General features: G+C 73.6%; 14 protein-coding genes. 9 read left to right on the top strand and 5 right to left on the bottom strand.

Annotated elements, in window-relative coordinates:
* Positions 1–90 precede the first annotated feature (90 nt).
* The 6 genes from B9P64_RS17135 (at position 91) to B9P64_RS17110 (ending at position 4,542) form a co-directional block, all read left to right on the top strand.
* A complete protein-coding gene (locus tag B9P64_RS17135) occupies positions 91–939 on the top strand; it encodes a shikimate dehydrogenase family protein (protein ID WP_085317223.1) in 849 nt (282 codons plus the stop codon).
* 283 nt (positions 940–1,222) lie between these two features.
* A complete protein-coding gene (locus B9P64_RS17130; protein WP_139826357.1) occupies positions 1,223–1,579 on the top strand; it encodes a hypothetical protein in 357 nt (118 codons plus the stop codon).
* 99 nt (positions 1,580–1,678) lie between these two features.
* On the top strand, positions 1,679–2,563 hold the full coding sequence (locus B9P64_RS17125) for an alpha/beta hydrolase family protein (protein WP_085317221.1): 885 nt from the start codon (positions 1,679–1,681) through the stop codon (positions 2,561–2,563).
* A 208-nt stretch (positions 2,564–2,771) separates the two neighbouring features.
* Positions 2,772–3,362 (top strand): hypothetical protein, encoded by a 591-nt coding sequence (locus B9P64_RS17120; RefSeq protein ID WP_085317220.1) that lies wholly within the window; start codon positions 2,772–2,774, stop codon positions 3,360–3,362.
* A gap of 197 nt (positions 3,363–3,559) precedes the next feature.
* Complete coding sequence (locus B9P64_RS17115; RefSeq protein WP_085317219.1) at positions 3,560–4,285, top strand: 2OG-Fe dioxygenase family protein; 726 nt, start codon at positions 3,560–3,562, stop codon at positions 4,283–4,285.
* The gene (locus B9P64_RS17110; RefSeq protein WP_085317218.1) at positions 4,282–4,542 is read left to right on the top strand and encodes a hypothetical protein; all 261 of its coding nucleotides are present in this window, start codon (positions 4,282–4,284) and stop codon (positions 4,540–4,542) included. Before B9P64_RS17115 ends, B9P64_RS17110 begins: the two co-directional genes overlap by 4 nt.
* A 66-nt stretch (positions 4,543–4,608) precedes the next feature.
* On the opposite strand, the gene B9P64_RS17105 is transcribed toward B9P64_RS17110, so the two are convergent.
* Both B9P64_RS17105 and B9P64_RS17100 read right to left on the bottom strand, forming a co-directional pair.
* Positions 4,609–5,550, bottom strand: coding sequence for an alpha/beta fold hydrolase (locus B9P64_RS17105; protein ID WP_085317217.1), 942 nt, complete (start codon positions 5,548–5,550; stop codon positions 4,609–4,611).
* On the bottom strand, positions 5,547–6,671 hold the full coding sequence (locus B9P64_RS17100; RefSeq protein WP_085317216.1) for a M14 family zinc carboxypeptidase: 1,125 nt from the start codon (positions 6,669–6,671) through the stop codon (positions 5,547–5,549). Before B9P64_RS17100 ends, B9P64_RS17105 begins: the two co-directional genes overlap by 4 nt.
* Positions 6,672–6,864: 193 nt before the next feature.
* On the opposite strand from B9P64_RS17100, the gene B9P64_RS17095 reads away from it, so the two are divergent.
* Together B9P64_RS17095 and B9P64_RS17090 are read left to right on the top strand one after the other, a co-directional pair.
* Complete coding sequence (locus B9P64_RS17095) at positions 6,865–7,044, top strand: hypothetical protein (RefSeq protein ID WP_085317215.1); 180 nt, start codon at positions 6,865–6,867, stop codon at positions 7,042–7,044.
* Between the two features lie 134 nt (positions 7,045–7,178).
* A complete protein-coding gene (locus B9P64_RS17090; RefSeq protein WP_085317214.1) occupies positions 7,179–7,595 on the top strand; it encodes a PRC-barrel domain-containing protein in 417 nt (138 codons plus the stop codon).
* A gap of 185 nt (positions 7,596–7,780) precedes the next feature.
* Here the strand turns inward: B9P64_RS17090 and B9P64_RS17085 are convergent, their stop codons facing one another.
* Entirely contained in the window at positions 7,781–8,806 is a 1,026-nt protein-coding gene (locus tag B9P64_RS17085; RefSeq protein WP_085317213.1) for a DUF2520 domain-containing protein, read from the bottom strand.
* 158 nt (positions 8,807–8,964) lie between these two features.
* On the opposite strand from B9P64_RS17085, the gene B9P64_RS17080 reads away from it, so the two are divergent.
* A complete protein-coding gene (locus B9P64_RS17080; protein ID WP_176256862.1) occupies positions 8,965–12,399 on the top strand; it encodes a response regulator in 3,435 nt (1,144 codons plus the stop codon).
* A 92-nt stretch (positions 12,400–12,491) separates the two neighbouring features.
* Here B9P64_RS17080 and B9P64_RS17075 read toward each other — a convergent pair whose 3' ends face one another.
* Positions 12,492–13,595 (bottom strand): NAD(P)/FAD-dependent oxidoreductase, encoded by a 1,104-nt coding sequence (locus B9P64_RS17075; RefSeq protein WP_085317211.1) that lies wholly within the window; start codon positions 13,593–13,595, stop codon positions 12,492–12,494.
* A 130-nt stretch (positions 13,596–13,725) separates the two neighbouring features.
* On the bottom strand, positions 13,726–15,471 hold the full coding sequence (locus B9P64_RS17070) for an alpha/beta fold hydrolase (RefSeq protein WP_085317210.1): 1,746 nt from the start codon (positions 15,469–15,471) through the stop codon (positions 13,726–13,728).
* Between the last annotated feature and the right edge of the window lie 93 nt (positions 15,472–15,564).

Below are 15,564 nucleotides of genomic sequence, written 5' to 3'. Positions count from 1 at the left end.
GATCGTACAAATAGATGCGGCGGCGCTGCCATTGCGCCGGGCCGGGCGCGGCGACGATGGCGCGCCCCAATTCCTGCGAAAGCGCCCGTCATGGCCCACAACTTCCTCGTCCCGCTCACCGGCTCGTTTGCCATGCCGGCCGCCGAGAACCCCACCGTCGCGATGATCGAGGCGGCCTATCGCGCGCTCGGGCTCGACTGGCGCTACCTCAATTGCGAGGTGGCGCCCGAGCAGCTGGGCGCGGCGGTGCGCGGCGCGCGCGCAATGGGCTGGCGCGGCTTCAACTGCTCGATCCCGCACAAGGTGGCGGTCATCGAGCATCTCGACGGGCTGGGCGAGTCGGCCCGCATCATCGGCGCGGTCAACACCATCGTGCGGCGCGGCGATGCGCTGATCGGCGAGAACACCGACGGCCAGGGCTTTGTGCAGGCGCTGCGCGCGGTCGCCGATCCGGCCGGCAAGACGGCGCTGGTGTTTGGCGCCGGCGGCGCGGCGCGCGCGGTGGCGGTGGAGCTGGCGCTGGCCGGCGTCACGCGCATCGGCATCGTCAACCGGGGGCGCGAGCGCGGTGCCGCGCTGGCCGAGCTGGTCGCGCGCCACACGCCGGCCGAGGCGCGCCATCTGCCCTGGGACGGCAGCTTCCGCATCCCGCCCGACACCGATCTGGTCGTCCACGCCACCTCGGTCGGCCTGTTCCCCGACGTGGACGCGATGCCCGCCATCGACGTGAGCACGCTGCTGCCGACCATGGTCGTGGCCGACGGCATCCACAACCCGCCGCTGACCCGGCTGCTGCGCACCGCGCGCGAACGCGGCTGCGCCGTGGCCGACGGGCTGGGCATGCTGGTGAATCAGGGGGTGATCGGCATCCGCCACTGGACCGGCCTGGAAGCCGATCCGGCGGTGATGCGCGCGGCGCTGCTGGCGCTGGAGTTGTGAGGCGCCACGCCGGCAATTGCCGCCTGTGAGCGAATTGCGCAATTGCCGAGTATTTCGTCCGCCAATTGCGCTGCGAGTGAATTTGCAGCCATTTGACCGTGCTAGCGATTCACCCAAACAGGCGATGCTGTGACCGCTCAATTCCCGAGCGATCCGGTCGCGCTTGCAACTTTGCTGCAGCGGACTGAATTATCCGAGGCGAATTAGGATTCCCGGATCGGAGGCCCCTTGGCTAAGCTCCTAGCCATCACATCGGAGGGCCAATGTCGATCGGGGCGACGCAATGAATCACTCAATCGGGGGGCGCAAGGTGGCATGGTGGGCCCGTTGTCTTGCGATTCTTCTATTGCTCGGCGGGCTGCTGCTGGCGTTTGTCGAATTCAATGGCGGAATTGCCGGGTACAGCGTGATGGTGCATTTGCCCGATGAAGGACCGCTGGCGATTGCCATCGAGATTTATCTGTTTGTCCTGATCGCTTATGTGGCGATTGTCGGCCGCAATCCCGATGGCTTGTTCTTCGTGGGTTCGTTGTCATGGCCGATCTGCTCGATGGCAAATCGGCCGATTCTCAGAATGCTGGGCATTCGGAGTCACCGCCGATCTGGTCGTCAATTGCGGGCGCATATCGCCGAGCATTGATTGCCGGAAATTGCGCCGGATTTGGCTGGCGCTCCTTGGATTCCGCCGCGCGCCATCTTGCCTATCATCGCCCGCGTTCAATTTCGATTCGGGCGAGCAATGATCGGACTCAAGGCGTGGGCGCTGCTGGCGGCACTCTGGCTGGCGCATTCGGCGCAGGCGCAGGAGGCGGCCGAGCCGGTGCCCGAAATGCAGCGCATTCCGGTGCCGGGTGCCGGCGCTTTTGGCGGCGATCTCGAAATGGTGGCGCAGGTCTATCGGCCCGACGGGCCGGGGCCGTTTCCGGTGCTGGTGTTTTCGCATGGGCGGGTCGGCACGGCTTTCGAGCGCCTGCACATGAAGCAGCCGCTGCCGGCGGCGCGGGTGCGCGAATGGCTGCAACGCGGCTATGCGGTGGTGGCGCCATTCCGGCCCGGCTATGGCGAGACCGGCGGCGCCGATGCCGAGTCGTCGGGTGCGCGTCACGATGCGGATGGCAGTTGCACCGCCCGGCCCGATCCGTCGCGCACCGCGCTGGCCGGGCGCCGCGCAATGCTGGCCGCGATCGACTGGGTCCGCGCCCAGCCCTGGGCCCAGGCCGACCGGTTGCTGCTCGAAGGCCAGTCGGCCGGCGGCCTGACGACGGTGGCGCTGTGCGCCGCCAATCCGCCGGGCGTGGTGGGCTGCATCAATTTCGCGGGCGGGGCCGGTGGTTCGCCGGCGACCCAGGGGCGGGTCTGCTCGCCCGAGCTGCTGGAGGCGCTGTACGGCGAGTTCGGCCGCACGACGCGGCTGCCGAATGTGTGGCTCTACTCGGCCAACGACCAGTACTGGGGCGAGGCGGCGCCGCGCAGCTGGCATGCGGCATTCGCGGCCGGCGGCAGCCCGACCACTTTCATCGCGCTGCCGGCGCTGCCCGGGGCGGATGGCCATCTGGCGTTTTATCGCGGTCCGCGGCTGTGGCGCGCGCCGCTGGCCGACTGGCTGATGCGCAACGGGTTTTGAGCCGGGCGTCGTGCATCACGCCATTCGACGATTGCGCAATGAGGCAATTTGGGCTTGGCGCGCAATGCCAAGTCCGATTCGGAGATTCTGCCCGGACAGGCCTGTCCGTCATTACCGCCGGCTTGCTTGCATGATTTGATGGATCGCTGCCGATTGCCTGCTGCCGCCGGCATTGGGCAATTGGCCGCGCAATCCAACGGAGAAGATCATGAATGGCAAGCTGTTTTCGAGGGCCGTGCTGGCGGCTGCACTGATTGCAAGCGGCACCGCCCAGGCGGAATTGAGGAATTACGATCTGAGTTTCACGTCGACCAATTTCTGGGAGCCGTCTGGAATTTACGAGCCGCCGCCGGTTTCGACCGTAACGGGTTCCTTCGGCATCACCGCCGATTCCTTGACCGGCACGCTCAATTCGGTGAATTCGGTGAATCTGACGGTGGCTGGCCATACTTATTCATTGTCTGAAATCGTGTGGGACGTCGCAGGAGGCAATTTCAACCGGATTGGTGGCGCGCTGTCCGGCGCTGGCGGCACGACTGGTGGCACCAACGATTTTTCCCTCGGCTGGGTGCCGTATCGGGGCGCTGCCTATATGAGTTTCAATTACACAACGCCCGATACTCGCGGTGGCTATCTCGGCGGCACTTTGAGCACGCACATCACGCTGACCGAGGTGGCGGCGGTGCCCGAGCCCGGCGCCTTCGGTCTGGCGGCGCTGGGCCTGCCGCTGCTGCTGTGGCGCGGTCGGCGTGCGGCGCGGCGTGCCGGCGGTGCTTTGACCGGCTTGCGCAGCGCCTGACGCGCGGCCGTCGGCTCACCTGGCGTTTGCGCCTGCGGCGTGGCGGATCGGCCTATCCTCGGCCGCTTTCGCCACGTTTCGTACTTCTCGCCATCGTGTCCGCCTCGCCGTCCCTGCCCATCGCCGCCGCTTCGTCGCCCGAGCGGGCGCCTTGTCCGCCTGCCCCCGTCGCCCTCTCGCCCACGCCGCCCTGGCATTTGAGCGGCCCGGCGCCGTCCGATCTGCTGGCCGCGCAAGGCTTTGCCGTGCTCGATCCGGCGGCGCTTGCCGCCGTGGCCGATCAGCCGCCGGCCGCCATCGATGCGCTGCGGCCGTCCTGGGCTGCGCTGCCGCCCGACGACTATCTGCGCGACGGCGGCGCCTACCGCTTTCGGCGTCATGCCTCGCTGGTGCAGGACGTGGCGGCCGGCACGCTGGCGGCCGTGCCGCATCGCGCGCACTGGCAGCCCACTTCGTACAACGCGCTGCATGGCGGCATCGAGCGCTGGTTTGCGCCGGTGGCCGACGAGACCGCCGCGCTGCCGGCTTGGCATGCGCTGATCGCCGGCCTGGGCCGGCTGTTTGCGCGCGCGGCCGGCGTGGAGCGCTGGTTCATCGAGGCGCACCAGTTCCGCATCGACACGGCGCGCGGCATTGGCCGGCCCACGCCCGAGGGCGCGCATCGCGACGGCGTGGATTACGTGGCGGTGGTGCTGGTCGAGCGCAGCGGCGTGCGCGGCGGCGAGACGCGGGTGTTCGACGCGGCCGGGCCGCATGGCATCCGCTTCACCATGACCGAGCCGTGGTCGGCGCTGCTGCTCGACGACGCGCGCGTGATCCACGAGACCACGCCGCTGCAATCGGGCGACGGGCTCGGCTTTCGCGACACGCTGGTGCTGACCTTCCGGCGCGGCGGTTTTCAGGATGCGGTGAGCGCGCCATGACGCGACCGTCGCGCGGGCCGGGCCGCAAGGTGATCGTCACGCGCGCCGCGCCGGCCGAGGCCCGCGATGCCGAGACGCGCCGGCCGGGCGCGCCGGCCTCGGGCGAGGAGCAGCGGCGCGGTGCCTTCGAGGCGCCGCCACGGCGCAATCCGCTGGTGGCGGCGGTGATGCAGCGCAAGGCCGGCACGCATCGCAAGCCGCACAAGGCGCTGCGGCGGGCGCTCAGGTCGCGCGGCGAGGAGCCGGGGCAGGACTAGGCGCGCGGGCGCCCGCGGCGGCAGCGGCGCGGTCGTGGCGCTGGTGCGGTCGCGGCGTGCGCCGGCTCAGTCGCCTGCCGGCGCGGCACTGGCCGCCAGCACCTGGGCCGCGACCCAGTCGGGCGCATCCAGCGGCAGATCGTGGCCGGCGCCCGGATGCACGCGCAGCCCGGCGCCCCAGGCCGCCGCCAGCCGCTGCGAGCAGCGCGGATTGACCAGCGCATCGCGTGCGCCATTGAGCAGCAGCAGCGGCACCGGTGGCGCGGCGCGCGGCGCGCTGAAGCGCGCGGCCGCCAGCAGCTGGCGCAGCGCATTGGCCGGCGCCACCGGATGGCGCCTGCGCAGCGCCACCCAGTCGGCCAGCAGTGCGGCGCGTTCGGCCGGCGTCCAGCGTGGCAGGCGCGCGAGGTCGTCGGGCCGGCCGGCCGGCGCCGTGGCCGCGCCGGGCCGGGCGCGCGCGCTGGTCATGCGCAGCACGCTGGCCTCGATGCCGGCGGCGCTGCGGCCCGGCAGCAGCAGGCCCAGCAGCCGCAGCCAGTTGCCCGGGCGCAGCCGCTGCTGTGGCGGGCTGAACGGCCGCAGGCTGGTGTTGACCAGCACCGCGCGCGCCACCTCCTGCGGATGGCGGCTGGCCCAGGCCACGGCCACCATCGCGCCGAGCGACATCGCCAGCAGATTCACGCGCGGCGCGGGCGCGTCGGGATGGGCGTCGGGCAGGGCGGCGGCCAGCGCCTGCCAGTGCGCGCGCGCCGCCTCGGCCATGGCTTCGACGCGCGCCGGGCTGGGCAGGCGATGCAGCCGGCCGTTGCCGGGCAGGTCGAGCGCGATCACGCGTGCGCCGGGCAGGGCGGCGGCCAGCGTGGCCGGGAAATCGCCCCAGTGCCCGGTCTCGCGCGTGAGGCCGCGCAGCAGCAGCCAGGTCTGGCCGGCGGCGGGCTGGGCGGCAGGCGCGGCGGGCGCAGCAGGCGCAGCAGGCGCGGCGTGGCGCGGGCTGGCGGGCGGACTCATCCGCGCGCTCTCCGCGGCCAGCGCCCGGGCGTGGCGGCCGGCGCCGGCATGTACCAGCGCGCGATCGCCGCCGCGCGTTCAGCTTCGCGCGCCGGGCCTTGCGGGCACCAGCGCCGGTGGCTGGCGGCGGCGCGCATCAGAAAGTCGAGCCAGGCCAGATGGCGCCGCAACACGCGCGCCTGCCGGTGGCCGATCAGCGGATTGAAGATGCCCCGGCGCGAGAACAGCTGGCGCGGGTTCTTGCGGATCCACAGCCAGGAGCCCATCTCCAGCGTCAGCGGCAGGAAGACGCTGCCCGGCCGGTCGAGCGCGCGCCGGTAGAGCCAGTCCCACAGGTCGCCGTGCGCCAGGTACTGCCGGCTCTGCGGCTCGAAGATGTAGGGGTGATGCGGGTTCGCGCTGTCGAACACCGCGCCGAGCGCATGCAGCTCGGGCAGATGCTCGATCGGCGCCGGACTGTGCGCATACGGAAACCAGATGCGGTCGGCCGCGCCGAAGCCCGAATGGCAATCGACGCTGAGCGCGAACGGCCGGCCGAGCAGCTCGCGCTCGACCGTCGCGCAGACGGCCTCGGCCTCGGGCTGCATCGGCGCGCCGGCTGCACCGCGATACCACGGCAGCGCCGGCCCCAGGCGCTGGCCGCCAACCAGGAAGGGCACGCGCCCGGCGGCATCCACCGGCGCATTGCGCATCAGGTCCACGCCGGCCGGATTGGCGCGCGTGCCGAGCCACAGCCCGCCCGGATTGACCACCGGCATGAACACCAGCCGCAGCCGGTCGAGCAGGGCGTGCAGTGCCTCGTCCCAGGCCAGCCGGCTCACCACCTGACGCAGACAGGCCAGCGCCACCTCGGCGCCGATGCGTTCCAGCCCGTGCACGCCGCCGAACACGCCGAGCGCCGGCAGCGCCGGATCGGGATTGCCGAGCGTGACCACCGGCAGCATGAAGCGGCGGCCGCCGGCGCCGATGTGGCCGGCGCAGTGCAGCGCCAGGCCGGCATCGGCCGGCGCGCCGTCGACGATGGCGAGCAGTTCGGCGAGTTCGGGCAGGTCGGTCTCGGCCGGCGCGGCGGCGCTGGCGCGGTGTACATCGGACGGCGGGCGGGGCGGGCTTGGGGGCATTGCGGCGCGGCAGGGGCGGAAAGACGGCAGACAGGCCGCCGGGCGCTGGCGGCCATGTCGGCGCGCCAGCCCCAACCATAGCCCCGCCGTGTGCCGGCCGATGCAATGAATCGGTCATGCGGCGCGACTAGCTTGCAGGCTTCACCGGTGCGCAACCGTTCCTTCATTGGCGTGCCACGAAAGGAGAGTCCCGATGCGCGGCCAGATCGTCTTCATTCAATCGCCGGGCGGCCGGCTGGCCGGTTCCGCCGGCGTGGTGGTGCGGCGCAGCGCGCGCGGTTCGGCGCTGGCGCTGGCGCTCGGCATGCTGGGCGGCGCGGTCGAGCTGGTGGCGCTGTGCCGCGCGCGGCTGGCGAGCCTGCGGCGCGACTGAGCCGGCCGCCGCCGGTGTCGGCGCCCGGCTGACATCCGCTGCGTGCCGGCGCCGACGCGGCCATGCGGCGGGGGCCTGCGCGCCGGCCGGCGACCCACGGCGACACTGGCTCCACACAGACACGGGAGCCCGGAATGAACAAGCAACTCACCAGAGGTTTCGCCATCGTCGCGCTGACCGGCGCGCTGGTCGGCACGGCCGGCGTGGCGCTGGCCCAGCAGGCCGGCTCGACGACCCTCGGCATCAGCCAGACCGAGGTCAAGGAGCTCATCAACGGCTGGAGCGTCAAGAAGCAGATCCTGGGCGCGACCGTCTACAACGAGGCGCAGGAGAAGGTCGGCAAGGTGGACGACATCATCGTCGCGCCGGACCGCTCGGTGTCCTACGCCATCGTCGGCGCGGGCGGCTTCGTCGGCCTCGGCAAGCATGAGGTGGCGATCCCGGTGCAGCAGTTCCGCCAGAGCGCCGGCAAGCTGGTGCTGCCGGGCGCGACCAAGGATGCGATCAAGGCGCTGCCCGAGTTCGAGTACTCGAAGGCGGCCAAGTCCTGATCGCGCCGGTTCCAGCGTTTTCGGTCGTGACCTTGCCGCGCCGGCGGCACCGACCGGGATTCGCCGGGAGCGGGGGGTGATCGGGTGACCCTGGCCTGACGGCCGCCCCCGATGCTTGCGCCGCTCCGGGCACGGCAAGCCGGATTCCCGCACGGGGTCCGGCTTTTGTCATGTTGGGACCGGGCTCAGTCGCCGCGCTCGGCGGGCGCGGCGGCGATGAGCCGGGCCATCGCGGCGAGGCGGGCGGCATCGACCCGGCCGGCACGCTCGACCAGCCAGAGCTGGCGCCGCGTGAGTTCGCGGTAGAGCGCGCCGTGGCCGCCGGGCGCGGCATTGGCGGCGGCGCGCGCGGCCTGCGTCGCGTCGGCCTCATCTGCCGCGCCGGTCGCACTCGCCGCCTCCGTCGCCTCCTTCGCGCGCGCCAGCTCGGCCGCGTCGAGCGCATCGAGCGCCGCCAGATGCCGCGCCATCACGCCCACATCGCCGCGCGACGGCGGCCCCGACGCGGCGCCGGCCAGCCCGCGGCTTTGCGCCGCCGCCAGCGTGCCGCGCGTGATCGGCAGCAGCGCCGCCAGCGCGTCGTCCTCGGCGATGCCGAAGCTGGCCCAGACCCGGGCCGCCTCATGCAGCAGCGTCAGCAGAAAGCTGGCCGCATGCCCGGCCGAGCCGTGATAACGCGCCCGCGCGCCGGGCGGCAACCGCAGCGGCCGCAGGCCCACGCTGGCGGCCAGCGCGCGCAATTGCGCTTCGAGCGCGGCCGGCGCCTCGATCGCCACGCTGGCGCCGTCGAGCAGATCGAGCGCCAGCTCGGGATCGGAAAAGATTTGCAGCGGATGAAATCCGCCGGTCGCGGCGCCGGCCTGCGCGGCGGCGTCGAGCGCGCTCAGCTCGGTGGCGCCGCTGCAATGCACCACGGCCATGCCGGCGCGCCAGCGCAGCGCCGCCGCCGCCGGCGCGATGGCGTCGTCGGGCACGGTGAGGAAGACCAGATCGGCGCCATCGACGGCGGCCTGCGCCGCGGTGGCGATGCAGCCGGGCAGCCGGGCCGCAAGCGCTTGCGCCGAGGCCGGCTGGCGGCTGGCCACGGCCACCACGCGGGCGCCGCGCCGGGCCAGGGCGCGCGCCAGGGTGCTGGCGAGCCGGCCGGCGCCGATGAAGGCCAGCTTCGGCGCCGCCGCTGCGCCGCTGGTACGGAATGGGGTCGAGGGCATCGTGGACAACCCGGGGCTGAGTCGACAATGGCGCCAGCATGCCTTGCGGCGCGGCATCGGATGCCACCGATTGCCGGCGGCGCCGGCTCGGCCCAGGCTGGACCGCGCGCCGCAGAGCGCAGCACCAAACACAACGACACGGGACAGGAGCGGGAGCGATGCCAAAGCAGGCCAGCATCGGGCGCAGCGACGCGGCACGCACGGAGGGCAGCGGCCGTGGCTGGCTGCTGGCGGCGACGGCCTGGCTGGCGGTGGTGCTGCTGGGCGCCACCTTCATCGGCGGCCGGCGCCTGTCCGACTACCGCGCCGACATCGATGCCGAGGCCGCCGACCGGCTGCGCAGCGCGGTCTACAACGTCGACATCAGCTTCCGCCAGTGGTCGGCGCTGCCGGTGACGGTGGCGCGGCTGCCGCAGGTGACCGGCTTTCTGCGCGCCCGGCCCGGGCCGGCACAGCCGCCGGCCGATGCCGCCGAGGCCGAGCTGGCGCGGCGCGCGCTGCTGGGCCGGCCCGAGGTGCCGGCGATGGCGCACTGGCTGCTCGACCTGACGCGCGATTTCGAGGTGCAGCAGGCCGCGCTCATCAGCGCCGAGGGCGTGTCGCTGGTCGACAGCGGCTATGCCGCCGGCGAGCGCGACACCATCGGCCTGAACGTGAACGACCGCAGCGCGGTGATCGCGGCGCTGCGCGACGGGCGCGGCTACATGTACACGGTGGGCAGCGTGAGCGGAAAGCGCGGCTTCAGCTTCGTGGCGCGCGTGACCGAGGCCGGCCGCACCCTCGGCGCGCTGCTGTTCAAGAGCGATCCGGCGGCGCTGGAGCGGCTGTTCGCCGATGCCACCGGCGCGCTGCTGCTGCTGACCGACGACGACGGCATCGTCATCGCGGCCAACCGGCCCGCGCTGGTGCTGTCGCAGCTGCCGCTGCTGCCCTATCCGGCCGGGGCCGAGGCGCGGCTGACCCAGCAGTTCCTGCGCCTGCCGCCGCGTCTGGACTGGACTCCGGCCACGCGCGAGTTCGCCGGCAGCGCCCATCCGGCGGTCGAGATCGACGGCCGGCCGCATCTGGTGCGCGCGCAGGCGGTGGCCGGCTATCCCTACCGGGTCTGGGTGCTGGCGCCGCTCGACGAGGAGCCGACCGTGATCGCCGGCGTGCTCAACGTGACCATGCTGGCGCTCATCGTCGGCTGGGCGCTGGTGTGGCTGGGCTGGCGCGGCAACGAGCGCGAGCGGCTGGTCCGGCGCACCCGCAGCGAGCTGCTCGACATGGTCGCCTCGCTGCCGCTCACGCTGTTCCGTTATCGCGTGACCGAGGACGGCAGCACCAGCTTCGTGTTCGTGGGCGGCGGCGCGGCGCGGCTGTTCGGCCTGAGCGAGGAGGCGCTGCATGCCGCGCCGCAGCGGCCGTGGCAGCTGCTCGGGCTCGATCCGCGCGATCCGCCGACCGCGCCGCGCACGGTGATGGCGGTGATCGACGGCCGCGAGCGCTGGATCGCGGTCGACGGCCGGCGCTCGACCGACGGCGGCGGCGCCAGCCTGATCGACGGCTTCTGGCTCGACGTGACCGCGCGCCATGCCGCCGAGCGCCGCTTCGACGCCGCCTTCGAGCATGCGCCGGTCGCCTTCTTCTTCTTCGACTTCGACACCGGCATCCACCGCTGCAATCCGGCCGCGCTGCGGCTGTTCGGCGCCAGCCATGCCGGCGCGCTCGAAGGCCTGCTGCCGTGGCGCGCGCCGCTGTCGCCGCCGCTCCAGGCCGACGGCCGCAGCAGCGAGGCGCATGTGCGCGACATCCTCGGCGACGGCGACGGCATCGAGACCGGCGGCTCGCGCCGCTTCGACTGGACCCATACCCGCATCGACGGCGCCAGCTTCACCGCCAGCGTGGCGCTGATGCGCGTGGGCGACGAGGGCGAGGGCCAGTTCTTCGCGGTGGTCGACGACATCAGCGCGCGCAAGGCGTCGGAGGACGCGCTGCGCGCCGCCAGCGCGGCGGCGCAGGAGGCCACCCGCGCCAAGTCGGCCTTCCTGGCCAACATGAGCCATGAAATCCGCACGCCGATGAACGCCATCATCGGCATGACCCGGCTGGCGCTGATGAACGACGGCCTCGGCGAGCGGCCGCGCGACCAGATCGGCAAGGCCCATCGCGCCGCGCTCGACCTGCTGCATCTGCTCGACGACCTGCTCGACATGTCCAAGATCGAGGCCGGCCGGCTGGAGCTGGAGCGGGTCGAGTTCGCGCCGCAAAAGCTGCTCGACGACTGCATCGACCTGATCGCCGACGCCGCCGCGCGCAAGGGGCTGGAGCTGCTGGTGAGCGCGCCGGCCGACCTGCCGGCGCGCCTCGTCGGCGACCCGACCCGGCTGCGCCAGGTGCTGGTCAATCTGGCCAGCAATGCCATCAAGTTCACCGAGCGCGGCAGCGTCACCCTGGGCCTGAGCCTGGGCGAGCCGCGCGACGGCGAACTGCTGCTGCACGGCTGGGTGCGCGATACCGGCATCGGCCTGTCGCCGGCCCAGCGCGAGCGGCTGTTCGAGCCCTTCGTGCAGGCCGACAGCAGCACCACCCGGCGCTTCGGCGGCAGCGGGCTCGGGCTGAGCATCTGCCGCGAACTGGTCACGCGCATGGGCGGCGGCATCTGGGCCGAGAGCCAGCCCGGCATCGGCAGCACCTTCCACTTTCATGCGCGACTTGGCGTCGGCGGTGGCGCCACGCTGCCGCTCGACCATGAACTGCGCGGCTGCCGGCTGCTGCTGGTCGACGACAACGCCGATGCGCGCGAAGTGCTCGGCGAGATGGCCGAATCGCTCGGCCTGGCGGTGGCGCGCGCGCCCGACGGCGTGGCCGCGCTCGATCAGGCCGAGCTGGCCGACGCCTGCTGGGACTGGGTGCTGATCGACTGGCAGATGCCCGGCATGGACGGCGTGGAAGTGGCGCGCCGGCTCGGCGAGCGGCTGGCGGCGCGCTTCGGCGGCCGGGTGCCGCGCGTGCTGCTGGTGACCGCCTTCGACCGTGGCGAGGCGCTGCGCGCCGCCGCCGGCCTCGATCTGGCCGAGGTGCTGTCCAAGCCGGTCACGCCGTCGTCGCTGCACGACTGCCTGCTGCGCACCCGGCGGCCGCTGCCGGCGACGGGCGGGCGTGGCGCCGACGACGCGGCCGCCGCCGGGCCGCGCTGGGTCATGCCCGCGCCGCCGGCCGAGCTGGCCGGGCTGCGCGTGCTGCTGGTCGACGACAGCCCGGTCAACCAGGAGGTGGCGCGCGAGCTGCTGGCGCATGCCGGCGTGGACGTGAGCTGCGCCGACAGCGGCGCGACGGCGCTGGCCCGGCTGGACGCCGATCCGCATTTCGACTGCGTGCTGATGGACTGCCAGATGCCCGGCATGGACGGCTATGCCGCCACCCGCGAGATCCGCGCCCGCAGCGCGCTGCAAGCGCTGCCGGTCATCGCGATGACCGCCGGCGTGCTGGCCGAGGACCGCGAGCGCGCGCTGGCCGCCGGCATGGACGACCACCTCGGCAAGCCGCTCGACGTGGCGCGGCTGTATGCGCAGGTGCTGCGCTGGGGCCGGGGCGGGCGCAGCGCCGGCTGACGCGCCGGCGCTGCGCTGCGGCGCGGGCGTCGGACTGTGCGCCTGTCTGCGCGGGTCCGTGCGCCGGCCGGCATGCCGGCGCGCCGCGCGACTCAGCCGGCCAGCAGCCGTTGCGCCAGCGCCCGGCCGTTCAGAAACGCCGCTTCCACGCGCGGCCCGCCGAGGAAGTCGCCGCAGGCGCCGAGGCTCAGCGCCGCATCCCACCACGGCGCGCCGGTGGCCAGCGGGCTGGCTTCGGCCGGGCGTGCATAGCGCCAGCGATGCGCCACCGCGTGATGCAGCGCCAGCCGCGCGCCGGCCGGACCGAGCGCGGCGCGCAGTTCGCTCACCAGCCGCGCGGCGGCCTCGGCCGGGTCCAGCTCCAGCTGGGTCTGGCTCCAGTCGGCACTGGCCTGGGCGATCCAGTGCGCGCGGCCGGGTTCGCGCGGGCGGCCCGGCTTGCTGTCGTTGCGCGCGATCCAGGCCAGCGGGCCGCGCGTCGGCCAGGCCGCGTCATAGGGCCAGTCGGGCGCGTCGGTGATGGCCATCAGCGTCCAGCACGGCAGCATCGGCGTGGCGCGCGCGGCGGCGGCCCAGTCGGCGCGATGCGCGGCCAGCAGCGCGGCGGCCTGCTCGGCCGGCAGCGCCAGCAGCACGGCGTCGAAGCCTTCGTCGTCGGTGGGCGCGGCCGAGGTGGTCGGCGTTGCGGCCGGTGTTGCGCTCGCCGGCGCCGCTGCCGGCGCGAAACGCAGTCGCCAGCCGGCGCCGTCGCGTTCCAGCGCCGTCACCTGGGCCTGGGTGCGCAGCGGCAGACCCTCGGCCAGCCGGCGCGCCAGCTCGGGCATGCCGGGCACGGCCACATGGCGCAGCTCGCGGTCGGGCCGGGCGGCCGGCGGCGCGAGGCTGCCGGCGCGCGCCTCGCCGGCCAGCCGGGGCGCCCAGTGCGCGATCCAGCCGGCATCGGCGCCGGCATCGACCACGGCGATGAAGTCGGGATGGCGCGCGGTGAAGTACTGCGCGCCATGGTCGAAGGCGAAGGGCTGCGGCCGGCCGTCGGCGCCGCCGTGCTCGCCGCGCCGGGTGCTCATGCGGCCGCCCGCGCCGCGCGCCTTGTCGAACAGCACGGGAGCGAGTCCGGCCAGCGCGAGCTGGCGCGCGCAGGCGCTGCCGGCAATGCCGGCGCCGACGATGGCGATGCGTTTGGGGGGCTGGGTCATGGGCAGGCGGAGGAGAGGGCCGGCGCGGTGGCCGGGGCAGGGCGCAGACAGTGCGCGCCCGGTGGCGGTTCCCGGCCGGGCCGGCCGCCTGCCGGCGGCCTGGGCGCCACCGTCCGCCGGCCGCGCCGGCTCAGCCGCCGACCAGCTCGGCGAGGATGCGGGTCCAGTGCGAATAGAGCGCGTAATGCCCGGCCTCGGGCAGCGGCAGCACGCGGGCGCGCGGCAGCCGCTCGGCCAGCTTGTGCGCCGCCTCGATGGCGACCATGCCGTCGCCTTCGCCATGCCACAGCCGCACCGGCGGCTGGAGCCGGGACAGGTCCAGCTCCCAGGGCCGCGCCAGCAGCAGCAGCTCGGTCACCAGGTCCTGCTCGCCGCGCCGCACGCTGGCCAGCAGGCCCTGCGCATAGCTGGCGCGCAGGCGCGGATCGGCCAGCGCCAGCCGGTCGGCCTCGGTGGCGCTGTCGAGCGTCTGCTCCAGATGCCGGTAGACATCGGCGCGCACGCTCTTGACCGTGCCGCGCAGCAGCGGCGGCAGCAGGGCCGGCGCATGGCGCGCCAGCATCAGGCTCATGCGCAGGCTGGGCGCATAGGCGCCGAGGTCGTCGATGCGCTCGATCGGCGGCATTGCGGCCACCAGCCCGAGCTGCTCGACGCGTACCGGATCGGCCAGCGCCACCGCCAGCGCATACGGCGCGCCGGCCGAATAGCCGAGCAGCGAATAGCGCCCGAGCCGCAGCTGGCCGACCAGCGCCGCCATGTCGGCGGCCCAGTCGGCGATGCTGCGCGTGGGCAGGGGATCGGAATCGCCGCTGCCCGGGCGCTCGGGCACGATCAGCCGCAGCCGCAGCCGGTGCAGCACGCCGTCGTCGGGATGGCGCAGAAAGCGCGAACCGGCCAGACCGTGCATCAGCAGCACCGGGCGGCCGTCGGCCGGACCGCTGTCCGAATAGGCCAGCCAGCGCCCGTCGGCCAGCCGCAGGCCGAGGCCGTCGGCGCCGTTCTGGCCCGGCGCGGCGGCCAGCGCATAGGGCGCGACCGGCTGGGCCGCGAACGGGCTCGGCAGCGCGGCCGGCGCCGGCGCGGGCGGCGCCTGCAACCACAGCGGACTCGAGTAGATGGCCTGGAGCAGCTCAGGCTGGCGCCGCACGCCGACCTTGGAGAACACCCGCTTCAGATGCGTCTTGACGGTGTTGAGCGAGACCGACAGCCCGACCGCGATCTCGTCGAGGCTGCGGCCGAGCGTGATCTGCTGGGTCACGCGGGCTTCGGCCGGCGTCAGGCCGAACAGCGCGCACAGCCCTTCCTGCGACAGCGCGCGCGAGGCCGGACCGGCCGCCATCACCAGGAACAGCGGGCTGCCATTGGCCGGGCCGAGCCGGCTGATCCACAGCGAGACCGCGCCGGCCATGCCGGTCTGGCCGAGCCGCAGCGGCAGTTCGCCGGCGCCCGACTGGGCCAGATCGAGCGTGCCGGCGAGCAGCTCGCGCGGCCGCGACACCAGCCGGCCGGCTTCCTGCGCGAGCGCGCCGTTCTGCTGGGTGAGGGCTTGCAGCGCGGCATTGATGCACAGCACCGCGCCGTCGCCGCGCACCACCGCCATGCCGAGCGGCAGGCGATCGAGCACGCCGTCGAGCAGGTCGCGCGCGGCATCGCTTTCGGCGAGCCGGCGCTGCATGTCGTGGGCGCGGACGAAGTGCGGCGCGAGCAGCGCCAGCATGGGTTCGGCGCCGTCGCCGTCGGCCGGCGTTCCGGGCCGGTCGAGGAAGGCCGAGAGGCGATCGAGCAGCTGCGGCCAGAGGCCCGGCCGCGAGGCGGTGTCGTAGATGAGCCCGATCAGGTCGGACAGCCTTGCATGGGTATCGCTGGGTACTGGCATGGGCGCCGATGCTAGCGACGGGTTCGCGGCGCTCGGCATCGGCTCCGACGGGAACGTGAACTAGTCCCGTTAGCGATGGCAGTTCACTCTTGC

This window comes from Derxia lacustris, assembly GCF_002105195.1.
GTDB classification, from domain to species: domain Bacteria; phylum Pseudomonadota; class Gammaproteobacteria; order Burkholderiales; family Burkholderiaceae_E; genus Derxia; species Derxia lacustris.
This window is presented reverse-complemented; position numbering and strand designations above follow the sequence as displayed.

What these genes read in the sequence shown, in the direction of transcription:
- B9P64_RS17085 (WP_085317213.1), bottom strand. Translation starts at nt 8,806, where the DNA reads ATGCCCTCGACCCCATTCCGTACCAGCGGCGCAGCGGCGGCGCCGAAG.
- B9P64_RS17075 (WP_085317211.1), bottom strand. Translation starts at nt 13,595, where the DNA reads ATGACCCAGCCCCCCAAACGCATCGCCATCGTCGGCGCCGGCATTGCC.
- B9P64_RS17125 (WP_085317221.1), top strand. Translation starts at nt 1,679, where the DNA reads ATGATCGGACTCAAGGCGTGGGCGCTGCTGGCGGCACTCTGGCTGGCG.
- B9P64_RS17070 (WP_085317210.1), bottom strand. Translation starts at nt 15,471, where the DNA reads ATGCCAGTACCCAGCGATACCCATGCAAGGCTGTCCGACCTGATCGGG.
- B9P64_RS17090 (WP_085317214.1), top strand. Translation starts at nt 7,179, where the DNA reads ATGAACAAGCAACTCACCAGAGGTTTCGCCATCGTCGCGCTGACCGGC.
- B9P64_RS17100 (WP_085317216.1), bottom strand. Translation starts at nt 6,671, where the DNA reads ATGCCCCCAAGCCCGCCCCGCCCGCCGTCCGATGTACACCGCGCCAGC.
- B9P64_RS17135 (WP_085317223.1), top strand. Translation starts at nt 91, where the DNA reads ATGGCCCACAACTTCCTCGTCCCGCTCACCGGCTCGTTTGCCATGCCG.
- B9P64_RS17080 (WP_176256862.1), top strand. Translation starts at nt 8,965, where the DNA reads ATGCCAAAGCAGGCCAGCATCGGGCGCAGCGACGCGGCACGCACGGAG.
- B9P64_RS17110 (WP_085317218.1), top strand. Translation starts at nt 4,282, where the DNA reads ATGACGCGACCGTCGCGCGGGCCGGGCCGCAAGGTGATCGTCACGCGC.
- B9P64_RS17120 (WP_085317220.1), top strand. Translation starts at nt 2,772, where the DNA reads ATGAATGGCAAGCTGTTTTCGAGGGCCGTGCTGGCGGCTGCACTGATT.
- B9P64_RS17130 (WP_139826357.1), top strand. Translation starts at nt 1,223, where the DNA reads ATGAATCACTCAATCGGGGGGCGCAAGGTGGCATGGTGGGCCCGTTGT.
- B9P64_RS17095 (WP_085317215.1), top strand. Translation starts at nt 6,865, where the DNA reads ATGCGCGGCCAGATCGTCTTCATTCAATCGCCGGGCGGCCGGCTGGCC.
- B9P64_RS17105 (WP_085317217.1), bottom strand. Translation starts at nt 5,550, where the DNA reads ATGAGTCCGCCCGCCAGCCCGCGCCACGCCGCGCCTGCTGCGCCTGCT.